Origin of the sequence: Mesorhizobium sp. M7A.F.Ca.US.011.01.1.1 (assembly GCF_003998295.1) — a bacterium.
Classification (GTDB): domain Bacteria; phylum Pseudomonadota; class Alphaproteobacteria; order Rhizobiales; family Rhizobiaceae; genus Mesorhizobium.
The window spans coordinates 244,060-268,539 of record NZ_RZRT01000004.1; the positions used below are offsets into that span (position 1 = coordinate 244,060).

Annotated in this window: 26 protein-coding genes and 1 pseudogene; 6 read left to right on the top strand and 21 right to left on the bottom strand. The window is 62.9% G+C overall.

Annotation, left to right across the window (positions count from 1 at the left end):
* The 12 genes and pseudogenes from EOA13_RS38595 to EOA13_RS08030 form a co-directional block, all read right to left on the bottom strand.
* Positions 1-186: pseudogene (locus tag EOA13_RS38595) on the bottom strand (ROK family protein); the annotation flags it as partial.
* Positions 183-905 carry a ribulose-phosphate 3-epimerase gene (locus EOA13_RS07980; protein ID WP_127291120.1) on the bottom strand — a complete coding sequence of 241 codons (723 nt, stop codon included), beginning with the start codon at positions 903-905 and terminating at the stop codon, positions 183-185. The pseudogene EOA13_RS38595 and the gene EOA13_RS07980, both read right to left, overlap by 4 nt.
* The gene (locus tag EOA13_RS07985) at positions 902-1,735 is read right to left on the bottom strand and encodes an alpha/beta hydrolase (protein WP_127291122.1); all 834 of its coding nucleotides are present in this window, start codon (positions 1,733-1,735) and stop codon (positions 902-904) included. The genes EOA13_RS07980 and EOA13_RS07985 overlap by 4 nt, the downstream gene beginning before the upstream one ends.
* Entirely contained in the window at positions 1,735-2,553 is an 819-nt protein-coding gene (locus EOA13_RS07990) for a sugar phosphate isomerase/epimerase (protein ID WP_127291124.1), read from the bottom strand. The genes EOA13_RS07985 and EOA13_RS07990 overlap by 1 nt, the downstream gene beginning before the upstream one ends.
* Positions 2,553-3,629: a Gfo/Idh/MocA family oxidoreductase gene (locus EOA13_RS07995; protein WP_127291313.1), complete on the bottom strand. Its 1,077-nt coding sequence runs from the start codon at positions 3,627-3,629 to the stop codon at positions 2,553-2,555. The genes EOA13_RS07990 and EOA13_RS07995 overlap by 1 nt, the downstream gene beginning before the upstream one ends.
* An 11-nt stretch (positions 3,630-3,640) precedes the next feature.
* A complete protein-coding gene (locus tag EOA13_RS08000) occupies positions 3,641-4,462 on the bottom strand; it encodes a sugar phosphate isomerase/epimerase (protein ID WP_127291126.1) in 822 nt (273 codons plus the stop codon).
* A 63-nt stretch (positions 4,463-4,525) separates the two neighbouring features.
* Entirely contained in the window at positions 4,526-5,368 is an 843-nt protein-coding gene (locus EOA13_RS08005) for a carbohydrate ABC transporter permease (RefSeq protein WP_127291128.1), read from the bottom strand.
* Positions 5,369-5,373: 5 nt separating this feature from the next.
* Positions 5,374-6,270: a sugar ABC transporter permease gene (locus EOA13_RS08010; RefSeq protein WP_127291130.1), complete on the bottom strand. Its 897-nt coding sequence runs from the start codon at positions 6,268-6,270 to the stop codon at positions 5,374-5,376.
* Between the two features lie 137 nt (positions 6,271-6,407).
* Positions 6,408-7,655: a sugar ABC transporter substrate-binding protein gene (locus EOA13_RS08015; RefSeq protein WP_127291132.1), complete on the bottom strand. Its 1,248-nt coding sequence runs from the start codon at positions 7,653-7,655 to the stop codon at positions 6,408-6,410.
* Positions 7,656-7,765: 110 nt separating this feature from the next.
* Positions 7,766-8,911, bottom strand: a complete 1,146-nt coding sequence (locus EOA13_RS08020) for an ABC transporter ATP-binding protein (protein WP_127291134.1) — start codon at positions 8,909-8,911, stop codon at positions 7,766-7,768.
* A gap of 86 nt (positions 8,912-8,997) precedes the next feature.
* Positions 8,998-9,948, bottom strand: coding sequence for a PfkB family carbohydrate kinase (locus EOA13_RS08025; RefSeq protein ID WP_127291136.1), 951 nt, complete (start codon positions 9,946-9,948; stop codon positions 8,998-9,000).
* A 3-nt stretch (positions 9,949-9,951) separates the two neighbouring features.
* Complete coding sequence (locus tag EOA13_RS08030) at positions 9,952-10,752, bottom strand: class I fructose-bisphosphate aldolase (RefSeq protein WP_127255183.1); 801 nt, start codon at positions 10,750-10,752, stop codon at positions 9,952-9,954.
* 162 nt (positions 10,753-10,914) lie between these two features.
* On the opposite strand from EOA13_RS08030, the gene EOA13_RS08035 reads away from it, so the two are divergent.
* The 3 genes from EOA13_RS08035 to EOA13_RS08045 all read left to right on the top strand — a co-directional run bounded on the left by EOA13_RS08035 (position 10,915) and on the right by EOA13_RS08045 (position 14,042).
* Complete coding sequence (locus EOA13_RS08035) at positions 10,915-11,676, top strand: DeoR/GlpR family DNA-binding transcription regulator (protein WP_127291316.1); 762 nt, start codon at positions 10,915-10,917, stop codon at positions 11,674-11,676.
* Between the two features lie 265 nt (positions 11,677-11,941).
* On the top strand, positions 11,942-13,090 hold the full coding sequence (locus EOA13_RS08040; protein ID WP_127291138.1) for a Gfo/Idh/MocA family oxidoreductase: 1,149 nt from the start codon (positions 11,942-11,944) through the stop codon (positions 13,088-13,090).
* Positions 13,091-13,100: 10 nt separating this feature from the next.
* Positions 13,101-14,042, top strand: coding sequence for an alpha/beta hydrolase (locus EOA13_RS08045; RefSeq protein ID WP_127291140.1), 942 nt, complete (start codon positions 13,101-13,103; stop codon positions 14,040-14,042).
* 10 nt (positions 14,043-14,052) lie between these two features.
* Here the strand turns inward: EOA13_RS08045 and EOA13_RS08050 are convergent, their stop codons facing one another.
* The gene (locus tag EOA13_RS08050) at positions 14,053-15,087 is read right to left on the bottom strand and encodes a LacI family DNA-binding transcriptional regulator (RefSeq protein ID WP_127291142.1); all 1,035 of its coding nucleotides are present in this window, start codon (positions 15,085-15,087) and stop codon (positions 14,053-14,055) included.
* A gap of 412 nt (positions 15,088-15,499) precedes the next feature.
* Between EOA13_RS08050 and rsgA the strand changes: the two genes are divergently transcribed.
* Positions 15,500-16,510 carry a ribosome small subunit-dependent GTPase A gene (gene rsgA / locus EOA13_RS08055; protein WP_164780014.1) on the top strand — a complete coding sequence of 337 codons (1,011 nt, stop codon included), beginning with the start codon at positions 15,500-15,502 and terminating at the stop codon, positions 16,508-16,510.
* 26 nt (positions 16,511-16,536) lie between these two features.
* Here rsgA and EOA13_RS08060 read toward each other — a convergent pair whose 3' ends face one another.
* A complete protein-coding gene (locus EOA13_RS08060) occupies positions 16,537-17,070 on the bottom strand; it encodes a sterol desaturase family protein (RefSeq protein ID WP_127291146.1) in 534 nt (177 codons plus the stop codon).
* A gap of 173 nt (positions 17,071-17,243) precedes the next feature.
* On the opposite strand from EOA13_RS08060, the gene EOA13_RS08065 reads away from it, so the two are divergent.
* Positions 17,244-17,714, top strand: coding sequence for an NUDIX domain-containing protein (locus EOA13_RS08065; protein ID WP_127291148.1), 471 nt, complete (start codon positions 17,244-17,246; stop codon positions 17,712-17,714).
* Positions 17,715-17,724: 10 nt separating this feature from the next.
* Here EOA13_RS08065 and pobA read toward each other — a convergent pair whose 3' ends face one another.
* The 6 genes from pobA to pcaD are packed head-to-tail and all read right to left on the bottom strand — an operon-like array spanning position 17,725 to position 22,534.
* Positions 17,725-18,897: a 4-hydroxybenzoate 3-monooxygenase gene (gene pobA / locus EOA13_RS08070; RefSeq protein ID WP_127291150.1), complete on the bottom strand. Its 1,173-nt coding sequence runs from the start codon at positions 18,895-18,897 to the stop codon at positions 17,725-17,727.
* Complete coding sequence (locus tag EOA13_RS08075) at positions 18,897-19,949, bottom strand: 3-carboxy-cis,cis-muconate cycloisomerase (protein ID WP_127291152.1); 1,053 nt, start codon at positions 19,947-19,949, stop codon at positions 18,897-18,899. The genes pobA and EOA13_RS08075 overlap by 1 nt, the downstream gene beginning before the upstream one ends.
* 19 nt (positions 19,950-19,968) lie before the next feature.
* On the bottom strand, positions 19,969-20,583 hold the full coding sequence (gene pcaG, locus EOA13_RS08080; protein ID WP_127291154.1) for a protocatechuate 3,4-dioxygenase subunit alpha: 615 nt from the start codon (positions 20,581-20,583) through the stop codon (positions 19,969-19,971).
* On the bottom strand, positions 20,583-21,335 hold the full coding sequence (gene pcaH, locus EOA13_RS08085; RefSeq protein WP_127291156.1) for a protocatechuate 3,4-dioxygenase subunit beta: 753 nt from the start codon (positions 21,333-21,335) through the stop codon (positions 20,583-20,585). Before pcaH ends, pcaG begins: the two co-directional genes overlap by 1 nt.
* Positions 21,325-21,732: a 4-carboxymuconolactone decarboxylase gene (pcaC, locus tag EOA13_RS08090; protein ID WP_127291158.1), complete on the bottom strand. Its 408-nt coding sequence runs from the start codon at positions 21,730-21,732 to the stop codon at positions 21,325-21,327. Before pcaC ends, pcaH begins: the two co-directional genes overlap by 11 nt.
* Positions 21,725-22,534 carry a 3-oxoadipate enol-lactonase gene (gene pcaD / locus EOA13_RS08095; RefSeq protein ID WP_127291160.1) on the bottom strand — a complete coding sequence of 270 codons (810 nt, stop codon included), beginning with the start codon at positions 22,532-22,534 and terminating at the stop codon, positions 21,725-21,727. The genes pcaC and pcaD overlap by 8 nt, the downstream gene beginning before the upstream one ends.
* Before the next feature lie 93 nt (positions 22,535-22,627).
* Here pcaD and pcaQ point away from each other — a divergent pair, with 93 nt between their 5' ends.
* The gene (gene pcaQ / locus EOA13_RS08100; protein WP_127291162.1) at positions 22,628-23,545 is read left to right on the top strand and encodes a pca operon transcription factor PcaQ; all 918 of its coding nucleotides are present in this window, start codon (positions 22,628-22,630) and stop codon (positions 23,543-23,545) included.
* A gap of 18 nt (positions 23,546-23,563) precedes the next feature.
* Here the strand turns inward: pcaQ and EOA13_RS08105 are convergent, their stop codons facing one another.
* Positions 23,564-24,352: an aldose 1-epimerase gene (locus tag EOA13_RS08105; protein WP_245490329.1), complete on the bottom strand. Its 789-nt coding sequence runs from the start codon at positions 24,350-24,352 to the stop codon at positions 23,564-23,566.
* Positions 24,353-24,480: the final 128 nt, after the last annotated feature.

A 24,480-nucleotide genomic window follows, 5' to 3' on the forward strand; every position in this document is an offset into this window, starting at 1 on the left:
GAGTGCCGCCGCCTCGGCGTGGACTGTCGCCGCCAACCCCTCGATCTGGCCGATCACCACATCGGGACCGGCCTGCGCCTGCGTCGGCACCGCCGCGAATGCCAGGATCTTGCCGTCGCGGTCGACCAGGGCCACACGAAGCTCCGTCCCGCCAAGATCGATCGCAAGGGCGGCTTGTATTGTCATGCCGCGACCTTCAATCCGTGCAGCCAGCCGATGCGGCCGGCGAGATCCTTGTCGCCAAAGGCGAGGGAACCGAGAACCACGGTTTCGGCACCGGCGGCACGCAGCAACGGCACGGTCTCGTGGCGGATGCCGCCGTCTGCGGCCAAAACCACCTGCGCCTCGCGGCCGGCCCTTCTCAGGATGGCGCGGGCAGCGCCCAACCTGTCGCAGGCCTTGTCCGACAGGCTCTGGCCCTTGACGCCGATTGCAGTTCCCAGAAGCGTGACGAAAGCGACTTCGGAGACAAAAGGCGTCATCATCTCGACCGGCGTCTCCAGCCTGAGCACGACGCCCGCCTCGGCGCCGAGTTCACGCGCCAGCCGAACGGCGCGCAATCCGGCTTCGCCATTCTCGGCATGGACGCTGATCATGTCGGCGCCGGCTTCGATAAACTGGCGCGTCTGCACCTCGACGATTGCTTCATCGACCATCAGGTGGACATGGATGGATTTCGCCGTCAGCCCGGCGATGCGGGCGACGAGATCGGGGAAGAACAGGAAAGACGGTGCGAAATGACCGTCCGCCACATCGATATGATGAAGATCGACATAGGGCTCGATGCGCTTCAAGTCGTTTTCGAAATTGGCGAGGTTGGCCGACCAGAGCGAGAATTCGGCGATCATCCGGTCGCGTGGCAATGCGGCGATGGCGGCCGGGCCGGAGAGAGGTTTCGAGATCATGATTGGTCCTGGTTGTTGAAACGATCTTTGAGGAAGCTGCCGATGGCGGCGCGGATTTCGGCGAAATGGCGCTCCTTGTCGGTGGCCTTCGGCGTCACCTCCGCAAAGGCAGCGTTGGGGATGGCATCGGCAAGGCTGCGGGCGGTGGCCAGCGGATGGACGAGATCGATGCCGCTGCCGATGACGAGCGTGGGCGCTTTGAAGCCAGCGGCTTCGGCCCGTGGCACGCCAGGCCCATCGTCTGCGATCGCTTGCATCATCTCGGCAAAGACGGCCGCGTTGTCGCGCGCGAAAAAGCCGAGCAAGGAAGCAAGATTGTCCGGTGCCTCGGTACGAAAGCGGGCGGCAGTCGCGGACGCCGCGAAGATATCGCGCGCTTCATCCAGTGGGCGGCTGCGGATGAGCTCCGCCACTTCCACGTAAGGCCGCATGTTTTGCGGCGCCGCATCGAAAACCCATGCCGGGCGCACAAGGACGAGACCGGTGACCCGATCCGGGTGGCGGGCGGCAAGTCGCAAGGCGATGGCTGCGCCCATCGAGATGCCGCCGGCGACGAAACGCTCGAGGCCGGCCGCATCGGCGGCGGCCAGCACGTCATCGGCGAACATCGCGATCGAAAAGGGCCGTGTCGTACCGGTGCCGGAACCGCCCTGCGATCGGCATTCGACGGTCAGCCGGCGGTATGACGGGCTGTCGGGATAGTTCTGCGCGACCTGCGCTGCGTCACCGCCGAGGCCATGCTGGAAGACGACGGGAAGTCTGCCCTGCCCCGTGTCGAAGACACGAAGCGCTGCATCGTCGCGAAGCAGGATCTTCGGGGCGGCGCCCATCAGAGGAGCCTTCGCAGAAAGGCGGCGACATCGGGGGCTTCGTCGGCGGACAGCCCGTGGGTGACGAGCGATCCCTCGAAGCCGACTGCCTTCAGCCGCGCGCCGAAATCCGGGAAATCGACGATGCCTTGCCCTGATGTGGCAAAGCGGCCGTCACTATAGCGGTCCTTGGCGTGCGCCATGGCGATGTGGCCGGCGGCCTCGTCGATCGCGGCGGCAACGATGGCGCGCGCCTCGCCGGGCGTGGCGTGTTCGAACAGGTTTGCCGGATCGAGCACGATCTTCAGATGCTTCGATCCCATCTCGGCGATCAGCCGGGTCGCATCCCTGGCCGAGGTGACGATGTTGGCCTGCTCAGGTTCGATGCCGAGATCGACACCGGCACCTTCGGCCAACGCCAGCGCCTTCGCCATCTCGGCGGTCATGTCGGACCAGGCGGCCGGATCGGCATTGTCGGGATGATAGGCCCACTGATCGGCGGCGTTGCGCGAGCCGGTGCAGAGCGTGACCAGCGGGATGCCGAGGGCAGCAGCAGCCTCGATGACTACGGCGAGACGCCGAAGGCCATCGTCGCGCACGGCTTTGTCGGGATGCGCCATGTTGTAGGTGCCCGAAAGTGCTGCAAGTGAGACACCGCTCGATTGCGCTGCGGTGCGGATGGAGGCGATGGCGTCCGCCGGCACAGCATCCGGCATCGACGGCAGGCCGGCACAGGCCAGATTGAGCTGCGTCGTCTCGTATCCCGACTGCTTCACCGCAGCCAGCACGGCGGCCGGGTCGGTGCCGGCAAAGGTCTTGGCGAAAATGCCGAGACGCATCACACCGCCCCCGAAACCGAGGCGAGTTCGACTCGCTCGCCTGATACCACCGAACGCGCGATGGCGACCATGGCGCGGATCGAGGCGATGCCGTCCTCGACATTGGCGCCGCGCATCGGCGCGCCGTTCAGCACCGTGTCGGCAAGACCTTCCAGCTGGCGGCGGAAGAAATGGCCATCGGCGCCGAGCGGCCGGCGCGATGTCGCGTCCTTCTCATGAAAAATGTCGACCTCGCTGGCGCGGAAATACCAAGGGTTGAATGTCCTGGCGATAACGGAGCCGTTCTCGCCATAGAGCTGAAAACCTTCGTGCCAGTCCATGCGCACGGCAACCGTCAGGTCGAGATGGCCGAGCGCGCCGCAGGCGAACTCGGTCTCGACGAACCAGCAATAGGCGCCGAAGCGTTCGTTGAGGCGGGCGCGCACGGCGACGATGTCGCCGCACAGGAAGCGCGCCGTGTCGACGAGATGCGAGCCATGCGCCAGCATGAAATATTGCCTGAGATCGGCCCTGGGATTTCCCGCCGGCTTCCTGGCCAGCTTGCTGGTGACCGGCAGCGGCTGCACCGCATCGGTGTTGGTGTAGCGATGGGTGGAATCGCAGTACCAGGCCTTCAGCGCAAGCACTTCGCCGATCTCGTCGCGAACGAAGTCGCGCGCGGCCTCCAGTGCCGGATCGAAGCGCTTCATGTGCCCGACCTGCAGGATCTTGCCCGAGCGCCTGACCGCTTCGGCCAGCGCCTCGCCCTCCTCGACCGATGTGCCGATCGGCTTTTCACACAGAACATGCTTGCCGGCTTCGAGCGCCTTGATCGACATCGGCACATGATAAGCGTCCGACGTGGCGACGATCACCGCTTCCAGCTCAGGATCGGCGAGCATTGCCTCATAGTCGGAATACATTTTTTGCGGCTCGTAGGTGGCGCCCATGCGGGCGAGCAAGTCGGGTGCCGCGTCGCAGATGGCGTAAAGATCGGCATTGCCGGCCTTCACGCAGGATTCCAGATGCGCGAATTGCGCGATGGGGCCGCAGCCGAGCACGCCGACCCTGAGGCGTCTGTCCTGTTTCTTGATCATCATCTCGTTCTTCAGGCGCCGTAGGAGCGCATTGTCTGGCGGTTGGTCTTCACCGCGCCAGCGGGGTCGGCGGCGGCGGTGTCGGATTCCTCCTCCAGCACCAGCCAGCCGTTGAAGCGCGGCGCGGTGCCGGCGATCTCGATGACTTCAGGGGTGTCGCAGACGCCCTTGCCGAGCATGGCCCAGGTGCCGTTGGCGTCGACGTCCTTGAGGTGGATGTAACGGATGCGGTCGCGGTAGGTGCGCAGCGTGTCGGACATGTCCTTGTGGCCGCGCAGGATATGGCCGGTATCCGGCACCCAGCCGACCAGGTCGGGATCGAGCAAGGCAAAGATCGTGTCGTAGTCGGCCCGGTCGAACAGCAGCGTGTTGTGGTGCGAGCTTGGATGCACCGCGACCTGGACGCCGGTCTTGCGGCCAAGCTCGCCGGCTTTGTTGTAAACCTCGGCCGCGATGGCGAACTTGCCGTCGCGCGGACCGTCGGAGACCACCGTCGCAGAGCCCATCGACACCAGCGCGCCAGGAAATGCGGAGGCGAAGTCGATCCAGCGCTTGGCGGTTTCGAGGTCGGCGCCAATCTCCTCTGCGAGGGTGAAACCGCTCTTCGAGCCGAAGGCGAAGGAGACAAGAGTAAGGCCCGATGACTTCAGTGCCGCGGCGAATTTCGACGGCCTGTCGCCATAATGTCCGATCATGGCGTCGGTGATCTCGATGCCGGCATAGCCACCGTCAGAGATCGCCTTCAGCAGATCGTCGGGGCCGCCGGTGAACCGGTCTCCCAGCATTTCCCAGGTGAAGGTCTGGCAGCCGACTTTGAGGTCTTTCACGTTCATCCTTTCATTCCTTGATATCGCCCATTGCTTGATGCCACCCTGCGTCGCCGTGGGATGGACATCCTACTTGACCGAGCCCGCGGTCATGCCGGCGAGGAAGTACCTCTGGGCAACGAGGTAGATGAGCAAGAGCGGTAGCGAGCCGAGCACGCTCATCGCCATCATCTGGTTCCATTCGAAGGCGTGCTGCCCCATCAACAGCTGGATGCCAATCGGGACGGTGCGCATGGACGTTGACTTCGTCAGTGTCAGCGCAAAGAGAAATTCGTTCCAGCACAACAGGAAGGTGTAGACCGACGTCGCCACGATGCCAGGCAGTGAAATCGGGACGATCACCCGCCAAAGCGCTGTCCAACTGGTGCCGCCATCGACAGCTACGGCTTCATCGAGATCGCGGGGCAAGGTGTTCAGATACCCCGTCATCAGCAGGATCGCGTAGGGCAGCGTAAACACCAGATAAGTCAGGATCAGTGCGACATAGGTGTCGAAGATGCCGTATGAGACGACGAGCCCGAAGAAGGGGATCAAAAGTGTGATCGGCGGAATCGTCTGCGTGCTGATGATGATTGTGTTGAGGCTGCCCTTGCCGCGGAAGTTGAAGCGGCTGAACCCGTAGGCCGCCAGCAGGGCGATCAGCACCGTCAGCACAGTCACCGCTCCCGCCACGAAATAGCTGTTGAAGAAGAAGCGCAGCTTTACCGGGTCGCCAAGGATGGCTGCATACGCTTCCAGCGTAAACGCCTTTGGCAGGATGGTTGGTGGCAGGGCAAAGATTTCGGTATTCGATTTGAACGAGCTGCTCAGCATCCAGTAGATCGGAAATGCCGCGAAAAAGAGCCCCGCTGCAAGCGCTACATGGAGCGCGACGGTGACCAGCCTGTCTTTCGGCGTATGCCTTTTCCTCATGATGACTATCGAGCCTTCTGATAGCGAATATAGAACAGCGTCAGGCCGAGAGAGATCAACAAGATGACCACAGCGCTGGCTGAAGCCTGCGACAGGTTGTAGCTCGAAAACGCCAGCTTGTACGTGTAGGTGCTGAGGACCTCGGTCGAGTAGATCGGGCCACCGCCCGTCGTTATCCAGATTAACGGGAAGACCTGCATGGTCCAGATGAAGTCGAGCAGCGAGATGCTGATGATGATCGGCATCAGCTGCGGAATGGTGATGAAGATCAGCTTCTGGTAGGCTTTCGCCCCGTCGATATCGGCGGCCTCGTAGAAATCCTTGGGAATGCCCTGCAAACCCGCGAGCAGGCTGACCATGAAGAGCGGATAGCCCGCCCAGATATTGGCGAAGGTCACGGCGTGCAGCGCGGTCTCAGGCGAGGAAAACCATTCGACCTTGGAACCGATGATGCCGATTTGCATGAGTATGCTGTTCACGACACCGTTCGGCTCAAGCAGCAGGCGCCAGATCACGGCGATAATCACCGCGGTGAACAGCCAGGGCAATATGTAGAGCACGCGCAGAATATTGCGCAGCGTCGGATTGATGCGGTCGCTGTTCAGCATGAGCGCGAAAACCATGCCGATGGTCATGTGGAAAATGACACTCATGCATGTGAAGTAGAGCGTGTGCCACAGCGAAGCCCAGAACACGGGGTCGTCGAAGATCGCCTGGTAGTGTTTCAGTCCGGCAAAGGATGGGTCACGACGCAGCACCGCGCTGTTCTGGAACGAGTAGCCAATCACCGTCACCATCGGCAGCAGCATCAGAAGCCCGATTATGAGCAGCGAGGGCGACAGATAGAGGTAGGGTGCGACCGCTCGTTTAAGCTTATGGTGGGAGCGCTTTTGCCGGGTCATGTGCCAACCTTGGGATACGCCTTCAAGAGAAGGTAAGCTTCAAAAACAGGTCCACTCAAATTGCCGATCCGTTGTTGCCGGGTGGCCTGCCCGAAGTCAGGCCACCCGGTCAAAGATAGCAAACGGGAACAGGCCGATCAGAATTTCGCCATCCAGCCCTTCTGAGCGGCGGCTGCGGCTTGTTCCGGAGATTGCTCGCCGGCAAGCATCTTTTGAGCTTGCACGTCGAACTGGGTCATCAGGTCTTCTGCCACCGGCAGGCCCGTGAACTCATTGGCGAGATAACCGGTCTTGAAGATTTCAAAAGCCTTGCCGAAAGCCTTGTCCGAGGTTACGAAATCGGGCTTGGCGTTGACATTGCCCGGGAAGGCGTTTGCAAGCGACACGAGCTTCGCGTTCACCTTTTCACTCATCACATATTGGACGAGTTTCCAGGCCTCTTCCTGATGTTTCGAGGCAGCAGAGATGCCGATGCCCCAGGAGGCATAGGGAAGGCCCCGCTTGCCGGTATAGTTTTCCACGACCGGGACCGGGATCAGGTCGAAGTTCAGCTTGGGATTGCGCTTGCGGATGAGGTTCACATGCGCGAGCGAGTCGATCATCATCCCGACGCGGTTGTTGACGAACTCCTCGACCTTCTCCTGCTCGGTCTTGGTGGCGATGCCGGGCGAGATGGTGCCGGCGTCGTTGAGAGATTTGACGAAGGTGAGCATATTGACCACCGGTTTGCCCTCAAGGTCCGGCTTGCCGTTCGCCATCATCGACTGACCCGAAGCCCAAACCCACGACATCATGTCGTTCTGGACGCCAGATGGCGTTTGCAGCGAGAGGGGCAGCACCCAGCCATACTGGTTCTTGTCGGCGATCGTCATTTTCTTGGCGGCTTCGAGAAACTCCGCACGGGTCGACGGCAGCTTGGTCACGCCTGCCTGGGCAGCAAGGTCCAAATTCACGAAGACCGGATAGACGAAGGAAGCCACGGGAAACATCACCGCCTTGCCGTCCACCTTGATGATGTCCGCGACCTGGCTCTTGTCGAAAGCGCTCGCATCCATCATCGGATTCATGTCGGCGAGTGCGCTCTGCGCATTCAGATTGTTCACCCAGGCACCGTCGAGACCGACGACGTCGCTGAGCGTTCCGGTTGCAGCACCAACCGAGATCTGGTCTCGCGTGGTCGCGTAGGGGCCGCTGACCAGCGTCACCTTGATTCCGGGATTTGCGGCCTCGAAGTCATCCATGATTGCCCTGAGCGAGCCAGCCGGCAATTCGGGCTCCCACCATTGGGTGAATTCCAGCGTCGTATCCGCCATGGCGCCGGTTGCGCCAAGCAACCATGCGGCTGCGGCTATTTTCAGCATCGCGGGTTTTATACGAAACGTCATCTTCTCCTCCTTCTTTATATTCGACCGCACAATGCGGCCGATCGTCTGGTTATTCACAAGTCTTCTTATGCAGGTGCCTCACCCTCACCCGCAGGTCTTATCGCTGATATTCAGATTGCCAGATGCGTCTCGGGATCGAAGAAATGGAGCTTGGTATCATCCAGGGCCAAGCTGATTTCCGAGCCGGAGCGGACTGTGCTGACCGGTTCGAATTTCGCCACCGCATTCGACGCCAGGCCGAAATCCTGCACCGCGTCGGGGTCGCCGGAGTCCACCCGGACCGCGTCGATGTTGAGATGGACGATTTGTTCGGATCCAAGTTCTTCGATCGAGGTCACCTTTGCCGGTATCGTCTGATACTTGCGGCCGGATTCGAGGCTGCTGTCATAGAGATCCTCCGGTCGTATCCCGAACACGACCTTGCGCCCCGCATACGACCTCAAGCCCGGCCTGCGCACGAAGGCTGCATCCTGCAGCCGGATGGTTAAGGCACCGGACATCAGTTCGTCGCCCGTCAGGGTCGCCTCGAAAAGGTTCATCGAAGGAGACCCGATGAAGCCGGCAACGAAGGCGTTCACCGGCGATTCATAGAGCCTCTTGGGTGTGTCGACCTGCTGCAACACGCCGCCTTTCAACACCGCGACCCTGTCGCCCATCGTCATGGCTTCGGTTTGGTCGTGGGTCACATATATGGTCGTTACGCCGAGCTGCTTTTGCAGGCGGGTAATTTCGGCGCGCATTTGAACACGCAGTTTCGCGTCCAGATTGGAAAGGGGTTCGTCCATGAGAAAGGCTGCCGGCTCGCGCACCATGGCGCGGCCCATGGCAACCCTTTGACGCTGTCCGCCTGAAAGGTTCGCGGGTTTGCTGTCCAGCAGAGACGTCAGTTGAAGGGTTTTGGCGATCTCGTCCACGCGCTTTTTGCGCTCGGCCTTCGGCTTGCCTGCCAGCCGCATCGAAAAGCCGATGTTTTCGAACACCGTCATATGCGGGTAGAGGGCGTAGCTCTGGAAGACCATCGCGATGTCGCGGTCCTTGGGCGGCATGTCGACGACGTCGACACCGGCGATCCGAAGGCTGCCGCTGGTGACGTCCTCCAACCCCGCGATCATCCGCAGCGCGGTGGATTTGCCACAGCCGGACGGCCCGACGAGAATCAAGAACTCACCGTCCTTGACCGACAGGTTCAATTGGTCGATTGCGTGAAAATTGTTCCCGTATGTCTTGCAGATATTTTCAAGAACGACTTCTGCCATATTCCTCCCTCCACAAGTCTAAGCCACTGATTTTATGATTGTCCTCGGCTTACGTTCACCTGCGAATTTTTCCTCGGATAGTTCGGCTATGTTCCGGTATCAAGCCGGGCATATTTCAGTTCGACTGCCGACGGCGCGTTCGTCGATGCCAGGAGTTCCTTGACCTGGTCGTCGGTCGGAAGCGCCTCGCGCCCGCCCCGCCCCGTTATCGAAAGGGCCGCCGCCGCGGCCGCGAACGCGACCCGGCCTGCGGTGTCGGCCCCGCGCGTCAATGCAAGGGCATAGGCGCCATGATAGCAGTCACCGGCGCCGGTCGAGTCGACGACTGCAACCCGGTACGGAGGCAGGTGCCAGAGCCCTGTCTCGTCGCGTCCGCGATAGAAGACGCCCCTGCCGCCATCCGTCAGAACCACGGCGGACCGCGACGGCAACCACAATGCGTCGAGTATCTCGGCCGGCGACCGGCGGCCGGTGGCGGCCCGCGCAAAGCCGAGCGGAAGAATGAGATGGTCGCAGAGCCCGATCAGTCTCTCGGTGGCCGGGCCGTGGCTCCATTCGACATCACCGAGGATCGCAAGGCCGAGATCGCGAGCCCGGGGCACGACATCCAGCGACCCGATCCCGTAACTATCGACGATCAGGACGGTCGCGCGGCTGAGAACCTCGTCCGGAAAGTCCGGCGCGGTGCCCAGCATCGCTTCGTCGTCATACGCGATGAATCGCTCGCCATCCGAACCGACGGTGATCCGCGAGCGCACCGGGCGCGCGTGCGGGTGGCGCGGCGCGAACGCAGTTTCAACGCCGCTCGCAACGAGATCGCACAACACGGCGTCGTCGGCGGCACTGCCCAGCCATCCGACGAACCCGGCGGTTCCGCCGAGCCGCGCGACGGCGGCAAGTGCCGTCGCGACATTTCCTCCGAAAGCTCGGGCACTTTGCAGAACCTTCCCCTTGCCTGCCGACAACGGCTGATCGACATAGACGATGTCGTCGATCGCAATAGCTCCGAAGCCGAGGATTGAAGGGACGGTGGGCATGGTTTAGGCACCCGCCTTCGCCAAGGCGTCTTGCGCCGAGAGGCCGTCATGGATGACGCCTCGAAAGGCGATCGCTGCCTTTTCCGGATCGCCGTGCCCCCAGAGATTGCGACCCACCACGGCACCGCGCGCGCCGGCACGGATGGCGTCCGCCGTCTGCTGAAGGGCGCCGAGCAGCGTGTCGGTCTTCGGACCGCCGGCGATCACAACCGGCACCGGGCAGGTCCGAACGGTCTCTCGAAACGACTCGAAATCGCCAGTGTAACCGATCTTGATCACGTCGACGCCGGACTCGTAGCCGATGCGTGCCGCATAGGCGATCTCGTCGGGGGTGAAGACGATTTTTGCCCCGTCGGTGAAATCGCGAGGGTAGATATGCGCCACCACCGGCATGCCATAACGGGCCGCCGCATTCACCGAATCGGTCAGCCAGCGTATGTATTTGCCCTCGGTCGCGCCGCGCACCGGAATGGCCACGGCCAACGCATCGGCGCCAGCGCGCACCGCATCTTCGGGCGTTGCAATCAGTTCACTGATGCGATCGTCCGGGGTGAAGCAGCCGGCCTGGATCACCAGGCAAGCCTTGCCCGCGTATTGCGGCCACAGATGGCGCGCGGTGCCAGGCTGGATGCTGACGTAGTCGGGTTTACCCACCATGACGCGTGCAAGCGCGCCCGGCAGGTCGGCAAGACCTCCTTTGCGCACGTCGCCATAGCCGACAAAGTGGTCGACCGCGCCGCCAAAAAGATTCCCCGATGGATGTGAGAAGAGGCGCGCCAGGCGCACCTTGGTTCCGAGGCTCATGAGTCCAAAACTCTCCAATCGATTGATTTCAAAATCCTGGACCCAGTGTTTGCGAAAGAAAAGACAAATGCAATCTTTCGAAAGCTTTCGAATTCGCATATTTTTGGTAGAGTGAACCGAGGCCAGGGGGATTGCTTGGCGGATGGAGGCAAGGACAGGGCAATGTTATCAGAGCAGAGACGCCAATCGATCCTGGGTGAAGTGCAACGCAGCGGACAGGTTCGCATCAAGGACCTGTCAGACGATTTTGGCGTGTCGGAAGTCACTGTGCGCTCCGACCTCGAGATACTGGACCGTAAGGGACTGCTGACCAAGACCCGCGGAGGCGCGGTGACCCGGACCACGGATTCGACCACGGCCGCGTTCGCCCGGCGGATGCAAACGAACCTCGATGCAAAGAAACGCATCGCCCGGGCAGCGGTAGAACTGTTCGAGGACAACCAATCGGTCATCTTCGACGGCGGCTCGACATTGATGCAGGTTGCCATGCTGTTACCGCCGCTCAGCAATGTCGTGGTCGCGGCCACGGCGATGAATATCGTGCAGCATCTGATGCATCGGCCCGGGCTCGACGTTCACATGATCGGCGGCCGGGTCTATCCAGACACGGTGAGCACACTGATCACCGATGCCGACACGGCTCTCGGCGGCTTGGTAGCGCATCAGGTCTTTGTTGGAGCGCATGCGATTGATTCGTCACTGGATGTGGTCGACGTGAACGAAGACATGGCGCGAACGAAGCGAAACCTCGTGCGCATGGCCCGGCGCGTTGTCCTCCTTGCGGATTCGAGCAAATGGGGCGTCAGCGGAACCTCCAAGGCCTTTTCGCTGTCGAGCGTCGATGTCGTGATCACTGACGATGGCCTGTCGGGTCCGATACGCAGCCAGCTTGATAGGACCGGGGCCAAGGTGATCTATGCCTGATCCCGTCGCGGTCCCTGGCTGCGACCGAATATCCAATGCGCGCATAGCCCACGGGATTCGCATCGGCGGTCGGCCGGTTTTCCTGTCTGTCATTTTCTCCTCCCAGGGCTGGCAGCCTCCCGATATCGCACCAGCATTTTCGCATGTTGTATAAAAATTTTACGCGCGTCAATATTTAAAACGTTGTATAGCCTTTGCGAAAGCGATCCGCCTAACTGCTGGGCGGATCCGGCAGGTCATGAGCGCATTGGGAGGTAGGATCGAAATGCACGGGACATCAACGACCAAACTCGGGATCGGCGTCATCGGATGCGGTAACATCTCGATGACTTACCTGCGCAACGCCGGGCTTTTTGGCGGGATCGAATTGCGCGCCTGTGCCGATATTTCGGCCGACATGGCAGCAGTGCGAGCGAAGGAATATGGTATCCAGGCACTCGGCCTCGATGCGCTGCTGGCCGACCCGGAGATCGATCTTGTCCTCAACTTGACCATTCCGGCGGCGCATTTCGATATTTCGTTTGCCGCGCTTTCGGCCGGCAAGCACGTCTTCACCGAAAAGCCGCTCGCCACCTCGGCCGCCGACGGACAGCGCCTGGTCAATGAGGCGCGGTCGCGCGGCCTGCTGCTCGGCTCGGCGCCCGACACGTTCCTCGGTGCTGCCGGGCGCCGTGCGCGCCGGTTGATGGACCAGGGCGCCATTGGCCGTCCGGTCACCGGCACCGCCTTCATGATGGGCCGCGGCATGGAGCACTGGCACCCCAACCCGCAATTCTACTACCAGCCAGGCGGTGGCCCGGTGTTCGACATGGGTCCGTACTATCTGACCATGCTGGTCAATCTGCTCGGCCCGGTCGAGCGCGTCATGGCAATGGCGACACGCGGCCAGGAAGAAAGGCTGATCACCGCCGAAGGGCCCTTCAAGAACACCATATTCAAGGTCGGCACGCCGACCAATGTGCTGTCGCTGCTCGAGTTCCGCTCCGGCGCGACCGTCACCTTCGGCGCCTCGTGGGACGTCTTTCGCCACTCCAACCATCCGATCGAACTGCACGGCACGGAGGGCTCGCTGCGCCTGCCCGACCCCGACACGTTTGGCGGCACGGTGTCGCTGTCGGAACGCGGCACCGACTGGCAGGATTTCGCCAGCGAGGGCGAGCTCTACGGCGCCCGCAACTGGCCTTACGCGGCACCCGATCGCGCCAATTACCGCATGCTCGGCGTCGCCGATCTGGTGCGCTCGCTTCAAACCGGCAACACCCCACGGGCCTCCGGCAGCCTTGCGCTGCATGTACTGGAGGTCATGGAGGCTATCCTGCGCTCCGGTGAAACACAGGGATCAGTCGCCATCGGGGGCGATGTCGTGCAGCCGGCCCTGCTGACCGAGGAAGAGGCGAGCAGCCTGCTGGCCTGAGGGTATGATCATGACGCTCGATCCGGATGCGCGGCGCGTCCTCGAAATTGGTCGTGCAGCCGGCGGCGAGCCATTCGAGACCGGCAGCGTGGCGGCAGCGCGAATTGCCTACAACGCCTCGTTCCCGGCGCTACAGGGTGAGCACGAGCCGGTCGCTGCGACCCAGGAACGGCAGATCGACGGGCCGAATGGGCCTATTGCGCTCCGCATCCATCGCGGCATCGGCGCACCGCAAAGCGGGGCGCCGGCGCTGCTCTATTTGCATGGCGGCGGCTGGGTCATCGGCAACCTCGATTCGCATGACGAGATCTGTCGCCTGATGGCCAATCTCGGCAACGCCGTCATTGTCTGTCCTGACTATCGCCTGGCGCCGGACCATAAATTTCCCGCCGGGCTCGAGGATTGTCTGGCAACTCTTCGTTTCCTGGCCGAGAACGCCGCCGATCTCGGCATCGACATCAGACGCATCGGTGTGGCCGGCGACAGTGCCGGCGGCAACCTCGCGGCCGTGCTGGCGCTGCTCGCCCGCGATGGGCTGGCGCCAGCCCTTGCCGCGCAGATCCTGATCTACCCCAACACCGACGCGCGGCAGACATCCGACAGCTACCGGCGTTTCGGCGACGGCTTCGGGCTCACCGCAACCACCATGGTCTGGTTCCGCGACCATTATTTGCGAACGCCCGACGATATCACGGACTGGCGCGTCTCGCCCTTGCTGGCGCCTGCCCTCGCCGGCGCGGCGCCGGCTTTTGTGGCGCTTGCCGGCTGCGACATCCTCGCCGACGAAGGGGCAACCTATGCGGCGCGCCTGCAAGCCGCGGGCGTTCCGCTCATCCTGCGGCAATGGCCGGGCCAGATCCACGGCTTCGTCTCGATGGGACGCCATATCCCCGCTGCCCGGCAAGCGGTGGCCGAGGCGGTGGCCGCCTGGCGCCAGTTCGAGAAAAGCTGATGCCGGTCGCTCAGGCTGACTGACGCATCACCAGGGTGGCGCCGAGCTTGACGGTGCGCGCCATGCCCTGCTTCGGCGGATCGGCCTCGTCCAGCAAGGCCAGCAGGATCTCGACGCTGCGCCCGGCCATGGCGGCGAAATCCTGCGCCATGGTGGTCAGCGCCGGGCAGGTGTAGCGGCTCAGCGGATGATCGTCGTGTGCTGCAACGCGCAGATCGCAATCGGGCCTGCGGCCGACCTTCAGGCCGCGCGAGAACGCGGCCGCCATCACACCAAAGGCGAGACGATCGTTGGCGCACAGGATGGTGCGGCCGGGCAAGGTGCCGGCCTCCAGTATTTTTTCCGTCTGCTCGTAGCCGATGCGTTCGAAATCCCAGGTGTAATCGCGGGTGCCTTCGATGACGACCGGCTTGAACCCGGCGGTCTCCATCGCGACGATGTAGCTTTCCTGGCGTTCGCCGGAGTTGTGGTTGACGTGTGGGATGTCGAGATAGACCGGCGGCTCACCCGAACGGCAGAGATAGTCGACGATGGTCGAGACGCTCTGCCGGTTGTCGTTGCCGACGAACGGCGTATCGCCCTCGATATAGGTGTCGAAATAGACAATCGGAATGTCCTGCCCGAGCTTGTCGAAGACGCCGCGGTCGGAAGCCAGACCCAGTGGGGCGATGATCGCGCCGGCGACCTTCAGGGACAGCAGCGTCCTGACCGACTCCGCCTCCAGCTTCGGCGAACCATGCGAGGAGATGACGATCGGCCAGTAGCCTTCGTCGCGGCAGCGAAATTCGATGCGGCTGACCATCTCGGCGTAGAACGGATCGGTGATCGTCGGCACGACGATGCCGATGTTGCGGGTGCGCTTGCGGTTGAGATTGCGGGCGAAAAGGTTGGGCTGATAGTCCGAGGAGCGCAGGGCGGCTTCGATGCGCGCCCGCGTCGCCGGCTTCACGCTCGCCGGATCGTCGAAATATTTGGACAGCGTCGGCCGGGACACGCCGCATGCCTGGGCGAAGTCGTCCATCGTGCGGTGTGTCTTCTCCGCCATCGATATATTCCTGATCCCTTGCCATGATCGGCCCCGCCACCAGTCATGCGGCCGTTGACCGGATGCGACAATGCTCGACAGAACTTATTCAGTCAATTTTCACGGTTACCAATAGAGCGCAAAAAAAATTGCATGCGTCAAATTATTTGTTAACGTTTAAAGCTGACGTGGCTCGCCCCGTTTTCCCGCCAAACGCTTTCGGACAGCGCTGTTTCGTCGACTTGATCGTCAGTTCGACGATCGAGGGATAGGCTGCAGAAGCTTGCCGCTCGCTCTCGGCTACGGGCCTGCTTGCCAAATGTCGCCATGCCGCCCATACACGGCTTGGGCAATCGCCTCGCCCGTTCGCCACCTGCCAGGGATACTGTCCGATGTCCGCGACGCCGTGGTCAAAGCCGTGACGGACCACTCCATGCCATCGCTTGCCGGCCTGGGCTGGACGGATTTTTTTGGCGACCAGCTCGAACCCGGCGACGCCGATCTCGTGCCGACGCGGATCGCCACCGTCCACCGCGATCGCCTGACCGGCCTGTCCCAGGCAGGGCCGGTCGATCTGACGCTGCCGGCGCAGGCGAACACCGGTGACTATGCGGTCGGCGACTGGGTACTGGTCGATGGGCATGAACACCTTGTGCAGCGCCGGCTGGCCCGCAAGACGGTGCTGGAGCGCCGCACCCAGGGCGGCAGGGTGCCGCAGCTTGCCGCGGCCAATGTCGACACGCTGTTCATCGTCACCTCGTGCAATGCCGACTTCAATCCCGCCCGGCTCGAGCGTTATCTGGCGCTCGCCAATGAGGCCGGAACGACGCCAGTGATCCTGCTGACCAAGGCCGATACCGCTGAAGACGCCGAGACATATGCAAGGCAGGCTGCCGCGTTGCAGCGTGGATTGCCGGTCGTGACGCTGAACCCCCGGACATCGGATGCGGCAACCGTCCTGGCTGCCTGGTGCGGTGTCGGCCAGACGGTGGCGCTGATCGGCTCCTCCGGCGTCGGCAAATCGACGCTGGTCAACACGCTGGCCGGATCGGCGCAGCAATCGCCGCAGCAGACCGGAGGCATTCGCGAGCACGATGCCAAGGGACGCCACACCACCACGTCGCGATCGCTGCACGCCATTGCCGGCGGCGGCTGGGTGATCGATACGCCGGGCATGCGGACTTTGCAGGTCAGCGACGTCGCCTCCGGCATCGACACGCTGTTTGCCGAAATCACCGAGCTCGCGCCGCTCTGCAAGTTCCGCGACTGCACGCATGTGCATGAGCCGGGCTGCGCTGTGCAGGCTGCCTTGAAGGCCGGGACGCTCGATCCGGAGCGCCTTGCCCGCTGGCGAAAACTATCCGACGAGAACCAGAACAACACGCCGGTTCAGAGCGGACCCCGCGGAGCCAAGTCTCCCGGCGGTCGCGGCAAGAGGCGTTGAACGGTTGGGGTTGATCTGGCGTCGGACTAGAGCCGCGCCGTCCCGAAAACGCGATCCCAGAACGTCGACGTCACACCGAAATTGGCCGCTTCGTCAATGTGGTGATGCACCGCGTGGCGACGCTTGAGGGTGTACAGATAGCTCGGATGGGCGGGGTGCCAGTGATGGATCATGTGGTGGATGCTGATGTACCAGAGGTACCCCAGCATCAGCCCGCAGCTTACCGCGCTCGCGGTTGCGAAGTCCGAGACCACCCAAACGGGCACAAACGCGATCAGCGCATGCACGCCGAGGCTGAGCCAGGTCGGCGTGCCCACCGAACTGCGTTCCTCGACATGGTGACGGTCGTGCAGGTCCTTGATGTAGGGAATATGGTGAAGAACGAACCTGTGCAGCACATACTCGATCAGCGTCCAGAGGCCGAGACAGGCGAGGACTGTGCCGATCCAGCCTGGTGCACTCTCTTCGCCGGCCTCGAGCAGCCCGGCCACTGCCAGCACGGCGATCACCAGCGGATACACGACGAAATCGCTGTAGTAGCCAATAAGACCGAGTTGCATCGTCACCTAGCCTTCGAGCCGCCAAATAAGCGATGGTATCAGATTGCCGGACTCGCGGATGAGGTGCAATGCAGACGTGCCTGACATAGCGTCGCAATCCCCTAGTGCAAGGTTCGCGTCAACGATTCAAGGACCATCGGCAGGCTGCCGGCTTCGCAAACGGACGTACAAAAATGGCAAAACGCAGTGCGGGATTGCTGATCTATCGCCGCAGCGACGGCGATCTCAGGGTGTTGCTGGTTCATCCGGGTGGACCGTTCTGGGCGAAGAAGGACGATGGTGCCTGGTCGGTACCGAAGGGCCTCGTCGGCGACAACGAGGACGAGTTGACGGCAGCGCAACGCGAGACCGAGGAAGAGCTTGGCGTCAAGGTCGACGGCACCTTCGCGCGGCTTGGCGACTACAGGCAACCGGGCGGCAAGATCGTCTCGGCCTGGTCCGTCGAGGCGACCATCGACATCGACGTGGCCGCCATCAAGAGCAACAGCTTCACCATCGAATGGCCACCAAGGTCGGGATCCCTGAAGGAGTTCCCGGAAGTCGACAGAGCGGGCTGGTTCACCTTGCCCGAGGCCGAGATGAAAATCCTCAAGGGGCAGCGCCCGATGCTTTTGGATTTTGCCACGCAGCAAGGCGCCGGATGATCCGCAGCCCTCAGTAGGGCAGGCCGACATAGTTTTCGGCAAGCGCGGTCGATGCGGCCCGCGACTGGACGAGGTAGTCGAGCTCGGCCTCCTGGATGCGCTGGCCGAAGTCGCCCCTGTCGGGAAAACGGTGCAGCATCGTCGTCATCCACCAGGAAAAGCGAACCGCCTTCCAGACCCGCGCCAGCGCCTTGCCGGAATAGGCGTCGATGCCGACGTGTGATTTTTCGACATAAAAGTCGCGGAAACCGGCAAAGAGATAGCGCACGTCGCTGGCGGCGAGATTAAGGCCTTTCGCCCCGGTCGGCGGCACGATGTGGGCGGCGTCGCCAACCAGGAACAGCCTGCCGAAACGCAGCGGCTCGGCAACGAAGGAGCGCAGCGGCGCGATCGATTTCTCGAAGGATGGGCCGGTGACGACATTTGCCGCCGTCTGCTCCGGCAAGCGGCGGCGCAACTCGTCCCAGAAGCGCTCATCCGACCACGCCTCCACGCGATCGTCCTGCGGGCACTGCACATAGAAGCGGCTGCGATGCGTCGAGCGCATCGAGCACAGCGCAAAACCCCGCTCGTGATTGGCGTAGACCAGTTCGCGGTCGGCTGGCGGCACCTCGGCCAACACGCCGAGCCAGCCGAACGGATACCGCCGCTCGAAGATTTTTAGCGCACGCTCGGGCACCGATTTGCGGCTGACGCCATGATAGCCGTCGCAGCCGGCAACGAAGTCGCAGTCGATGCGATGCGTGACGCCGTCCTTGTCATAGGTGGCGAAAGGCGCGGTGCCGTCGAAATCGTGCAGAGCGACATTTGCCGCCTCGTAGATCGTGGTCAGCCCTGCCGCGTCGCGCTTGTCCATCAAATCGTGCGTCACCTCGGTCTGGCCATAGACGGTGACATGCCTGCCGCCGGTGAGTGCGGTAAGGTCGATGCGGTGCAGGCGTCCGTCGAAGGCGAGCGAGATGCCGGAATGCGGCAGCCCCTCGGCATGCAGTCTTGCTGCCGCGCCGGCCTGTTCCAGCAATTCGACGGTGCCCTGTTCGAGCACCCCTGCCCGCACGCGGCCAAGCACGTGCTCGCGGCTCGCACGTTCCAGAATGACCGTCTCGACGCCGATGCCGGCCAGCAGTTGCCCAAGCAGCAGCCCGGACGGCCCGGACCCGATGACGACGATTTGCGTGCGCATCAGTGGCCGAGACTTTCGACCTGTGCGGCCAGTTCGGCGGCAAGGCGCAGCGACGCGGCCGTTGCGACGACCATCTGCGGCAGCAATAGCCACTCCAGCGTCCACGCAGCACCCGACCGCTCCTGCTCATGCACGAGCGCGTGATGCATGCCGGCAAGCTGCGTGGCGTTGAAGCGGGCAAGCGCCACCAGCGCTTCGGCCTTCACCGGGTTCTTCTTGTGCGGCATGGCCGACGAGCCGCCGCCACTGGAAAGCTCGATCTCGGTTCCACCTTGCGCCAGCAGCGCGATGTCCTGGCCGAACTTGCCGAGGCTGCCTGATACCAGCGACATCAGGCCGGCAAAGTCGGCGAGCGCGTCACGCTGGCTGTGCCACTGCGGTGCGTCGCCAAGACCAAGCCTGGCGGCAAGTGCCGCGCGCACCGCCGGCCCCTTGTCATCAAGCATTTCCAGCGTGCCGGCGGCACCGCCGAATTGCACCACCAGCAGACGCCTGGACTGCTCGGATAGCCTCTCCTGATGCCGTTGCAGCGGCGCCCGCCACGCCCTGACGCGATCGGCCACTTTGATCGGAAGCGCCTTCTGCATGCGCGTCATCCCGGTCAGCACCCTGCCGCCAAAACGCTCTTTGAGCGAAGCGAGGCGTATGACGGTTTCGATCGACAGCAGATCGAGATGCTCGACGACGGATTTCAGCCGAAGCATCAGGCCGGTGTCGATCACATCCTGGCTGGTCGCACCGAAATGCACTTTGCGGCCATGCGGTTCGCCGACCGCAGCCCTGATCTGGCGCACCAGCTCCGGCACCATGACGCCGTCTTTGGCGACCCCGGCTCGCAGCAGAGCCGTGTCCGGCCGGAAGGTGCCAAGCGCCGCCACGATCGCTGCCCCGGCATCCTTGGAGATTATCCCGTTATCGGCCTCCGCTTGCGACAGCGCCTGTTCAAAGGCCAGCATGGCCTCGATTTCCGCCTCAACGGAAAAATGCCGCGCCGCTTCTTCGTCGCCGAGAAGAGCGGAGAGCAGCGGATGGTCGAAAGGCGATACAGTCATGTCACAGGCCTCCTGAGCATCAGCTATCGAAGAAGACCGTTTCCTTCTCCCCCTGGAGATGGACGTCGAAGACATACATATCGCCTTGGCGCTCGGCGATCAGCGTCGGCACGCGAACGCGGTGCTCGATACACGCGAGGATCGGATCTTCGGCATTGGCCTTTTCCTCATCGGAAAAATACAGCCTTGTGTGCAGGCCGAGATTGATGCCGCGGGCGACGACCCAGAGCGTGATGTGCGGCGCCATCAGGCGTCCATCCCTGGACGGCACTCGGCCCGGCTTGATCGTCTCGAACGTGCACAGGCCGGTGTCCATGTCGGTCGCGCAACGGCCCCAGCCGAAAAAGTTCGGATCGGCGGTGCCGCGCAGTTCGGCGGGCGAGTTGTAAAGTCCGTCCGCATCCGCCTGCCAGGTCTCGATCAGCGCGTCCTTGAGCGGCGTGCCGGTGCCGTCGAGCACCCGGATGCGCAGACCGATGCGCTCGCCCTTGGTCTTGTCATTGACCATGGTCGCACCAAGGTCGGTCGGGTAAACGCCGCCGATGCCGCAGAAATTGGGCGTTAGCCCGATATGGACATAGGGTCCGGCGGTCTGCGAAGGGCTTTCCCTGAGCCTGTCGAGCGACTGGGCCATCAATTGCCCTCCAGCCTGTTTTCGAACAGCGACGCGCGGCGCCCGCGCAGCACGATGTCGAACTTGTAGGCGAGCGCGTCGAAGGGGATCGTCGCTTGCATGTCGAGCGCGGCGATCAGCGTCTCAACGGCTGTCTTGTCGGGGATGCCGCGCACGATCGGGCAGTGCCAGATCAGCGGGTCGCCCGCGAAATACATCTGCGTGATCAGCCGCTGCGCAAAGCCGTGGCCGAAGACCGAGAAATGGATATGCGAGGGCCGCCAGTCATTCGGGCCGTTCGGCCAGGGATAGGGGCCGGGTTTGACGGTGCGAAAGGCATAGCCGCCATCCTCGCCTGTAATAGTGCGGCCGCAACCGCCAAAATTCGGATCGAGTGGCGCCAGATAGCCATCCCTCTTATGGCGATAGCGGCCACCGGCATTGGCCTGCCAGAATTCGAGCAGCGCGCCGGGCACGCCAATGCCGCGCTCGTCGAGCACTCGGCCATGGACGATAATCCGCTCGCCGAGCGCGCTCTCGCCGGGCCTGGCGAAATTGTGGATCAGGTCGGCGTCAAGTTCGCCCAATATTGCGTGGCCGAAAACGGGGCCTGCAATCTCCGACAGCGTGTTGTCGAAAACGAGGGGGGCTTTTTGCGGCGAGCGCAGCATCGAGGTCTTATAATTCGGCGTCAGAGCCGGCGGATGCCAGGTCCGATCGCGCCGGAAGAAGGCGCCGGTCTCGGGCCTCGTCGAGCCGGACTCAGCGGGCATTCCTGGCTCCGTCCATTTCCGAAAACACGTCCTTGGCTATTCTGAAGGCACGGTTGGCGGCCGGCACGCCGGCATAGATGGCGACATGCAGGAACGCCTCGCAGACGTCGTCGCGCGACGCACCGGTGTTGACGGTGGCGCGCACATGCATGGCGATCTCCTCATCATGGCCGAGTGCGGCCAGCAGCGCCAGCGTGACGATCGAACGCTCACGCTTTGTGAAGCCCGGCCGCGCCCACACGGTTCCCCAGGCAGCCTCGGTGATCAGCTCCTGGAAAGGCTGGTCGAAATCGGTGGCGGCAATTTCGGCCCGGTCGACATGCCGGTCGCCGAGCACCGAGCGCCGCACCGCAAGCCCCTTGCGATATCTGGCTGCGTCGCCGGGGACTTCATCCATGGGTTTCTGCTCCAGGGGCAAGCGACGCGATAAAACTGCGGATCAGGGCGACCAGCGCTTCGGGTTGTTCGACGCAAGGAATGTGTCCGGCGTCGCGGATGATCTCGAAGCGCGCGGCGGGGATCAGCTCGGCCAGCGAGCGGACGAGATCGGGAGGCGTCGAGCCATCCTGATCGCCGGCGACGCAGAGCGTCGGCACCGCGATGTGGCGTGCAGCATCGGTGAAATCCGCATCGCGAACGGCCGCGCAAGTCCCGATGTAACCGGCGAGCGCTTGCCTCGTCATCATGTTCCAATAACCGTCCAGCTCGGCCAAGCGCGCAGCGTGGAAGGCGGGGGTGAACCACACTTTGAGCACGCCATCGGCAATGGCCTGGATGCCCTTGCTTTCGACCGTCGCGATGCGTGTGTTCCAGCTCTCTGTCGTGCCGATCTTGTGGGCCGTGTCGCACAGGATCAGGCCTTCGACAATTTCTGGGCGCCTGCGATAGAAGCCTTGTGCGATCAGGCCGCCGACCGACAGGCCACACAGCACGACCTTGTCCAACCCGAAATGATCGATGAGCGCCGAGAGATCATCGACATGATCGTCGATCGACCTGATGTCGCCGATATCGGACAACCCGTGACCGCGTTTGTCGTAGACCAGCAGCGGCATTTCACCATCGAGCGCCGAGACAATTTCGTCCCAGATCCGGAAGTCGGTGCCGAGTGAATTGATGAATATGATTGGGCGCGCATTGCCGGTCGCCTTGATGTGGCGATGGTGCAGCGTGATGCCGCCGATGGTGACGAATGGCACGATTTCGATCCTCCATCCCCACATTGCACAAGGCGTTTGGTTCGGTAAAATGATATTTTGCCCCGTTTCATTAACTCAGGGGTTATCAAATCCATGTCCGAGAGCCGCATCCGGTTCCGTCACCTGCAGGCATTCCTGGAAGTTGCGCGGCAAGGCAGCGTGGCGAGGGCGGCCGATTTGCTGCATGTCAGCCCGCCGGCGGTGACCAAGACATTGCGCGAGTTGGAAGAGGCGCTGGGTGTTGCGGTGGTGGAGCGCGACGGCCGCGGCATTAGGCTGACGCGCATCGGCGAAATCTTCCTTCGCCATGCCGGCACGGCGATCACGGCACTCAAGCAAGGCGTCGATTCCGTCCGGCAGGACGGAGCGGTCAACCGGCACCCGATCCGCATCGGCGCGCTGCCGACGGTGTCGGCCCGGGTGATGCCGCTTGCCATGAGCCTGTTCCTCAAAGAGGGCACCGGTGCGGCGATCAAGATCGTCACCGGCGAGAATGCGGTGCTGCTCGAACAGTTGCGCACCGGCGCGCTCGATCTCGTCGTCGGACGGCTGGCGGCGCCGGAAAACATGATCGGCTTCTTCTTCGAGCACCTCTATTCCGAACCGGTGCTGTTCGTGGTGCGGGCGGGACATCCGCTGCTTGACCCGGGACAGGATGTGTTCGCACGGCTCGATGAATTCCCAATACTGATGCCGACACGGGAATCGGTCATCCGTCCCTTCGTCGACCGGCTGTTCATCACCAACGGCATGACGGCGCCGGCAACCGAGATCGAAACCGTCTCGGACTCCTTCGGCCGCGCCTTCCTGCGGCAGAGCAATGCCGTCTGGATCATTTCGGCCGGCGTCGTTGCCAACGAACTCGGCAGCGGCGCCTTCGTCGCCCTGCCGGTCAACACCGAGGAAACCAAGGGACCGGTTGGCCTGACGATGCGAACCGACACGGCGCCCTCGCCGGCCTTTTCCATCCTGCTGCAGACCATCCGCGAAGCGGCAAGGCAAAGCAGTTGATGCGGCACAGATTGGCGATCAGGCCGCCTGCGAAGGCGTGAAGCGAACGCATGCGGATCGCATCTGCCCGGGTACCAATACGATGCAGCCAGTGTCGATGCCCGCGTCCCTGCGATTGAAGGCATCGGTGATGTTGCTGATCGGCTCGGCGCAAAAGAACGGCTCGCCGGGCGGCGTGTAGAGGACAAGGAAATCGAGTGGCGCCTCGGCCTCGATGTCCAGTTGCCGTCCAAGCTCCGGCCAGGAGATCCGGGCGCGGCGCGACCATCCGGTGAAGACCGTGTCGAAGTCCGTCTCCGATACGTCGAAGCCCGTGGTCGGGTTGGAACCAGCTGGCGGAAGGAAGTGCCGGGTGGGCAGGATTTCGGCATCGGTCTCCCACATGCCGGATACCCGCGCCTGGACATGTGTCCACGGTGTCGACGGGAAATAGGGATGGAGGCCGAAGCCTGCCGGCATTGGCATGTCCGAGAGGTTGCGCAGCGAAAGGGCAATGATCAGCCCGCCATCGACCAGCGAGATCGCTTGCCTTGCCTCATAGCTCCACGGCCAGGAATCGGCGGCATGGCGATAGGACAGGACGGTGGCGCCGGCTTCGTGCCGCACGACTGTCCATGGCCGACGCCAGCCATGGCCATGCTCATGATGCGGATCTTCCGGGCTGGTCGGCAGTTCGACGGTGCGGCCCGCGAATTCGAAGCGGCCACCCCTTATGCGATTGGAATAGGGCACCAGCGGGAAGCAGGCCATGGCGCCGGCATCGCGGCTGTTGATCGCCGCCGGATGCGCAGGGCGCAGCCAATCCACGACGGACCCGTTTTGTCGCCGCGATACGACGCCAACGCGCCGCCGGCGGCCGGCGCAATTTCGACTGTCGCAATACCGTCGCTGATCGAGACCAGCTCTTGATGCTGCTCGGCAACGGCAGCGGAACT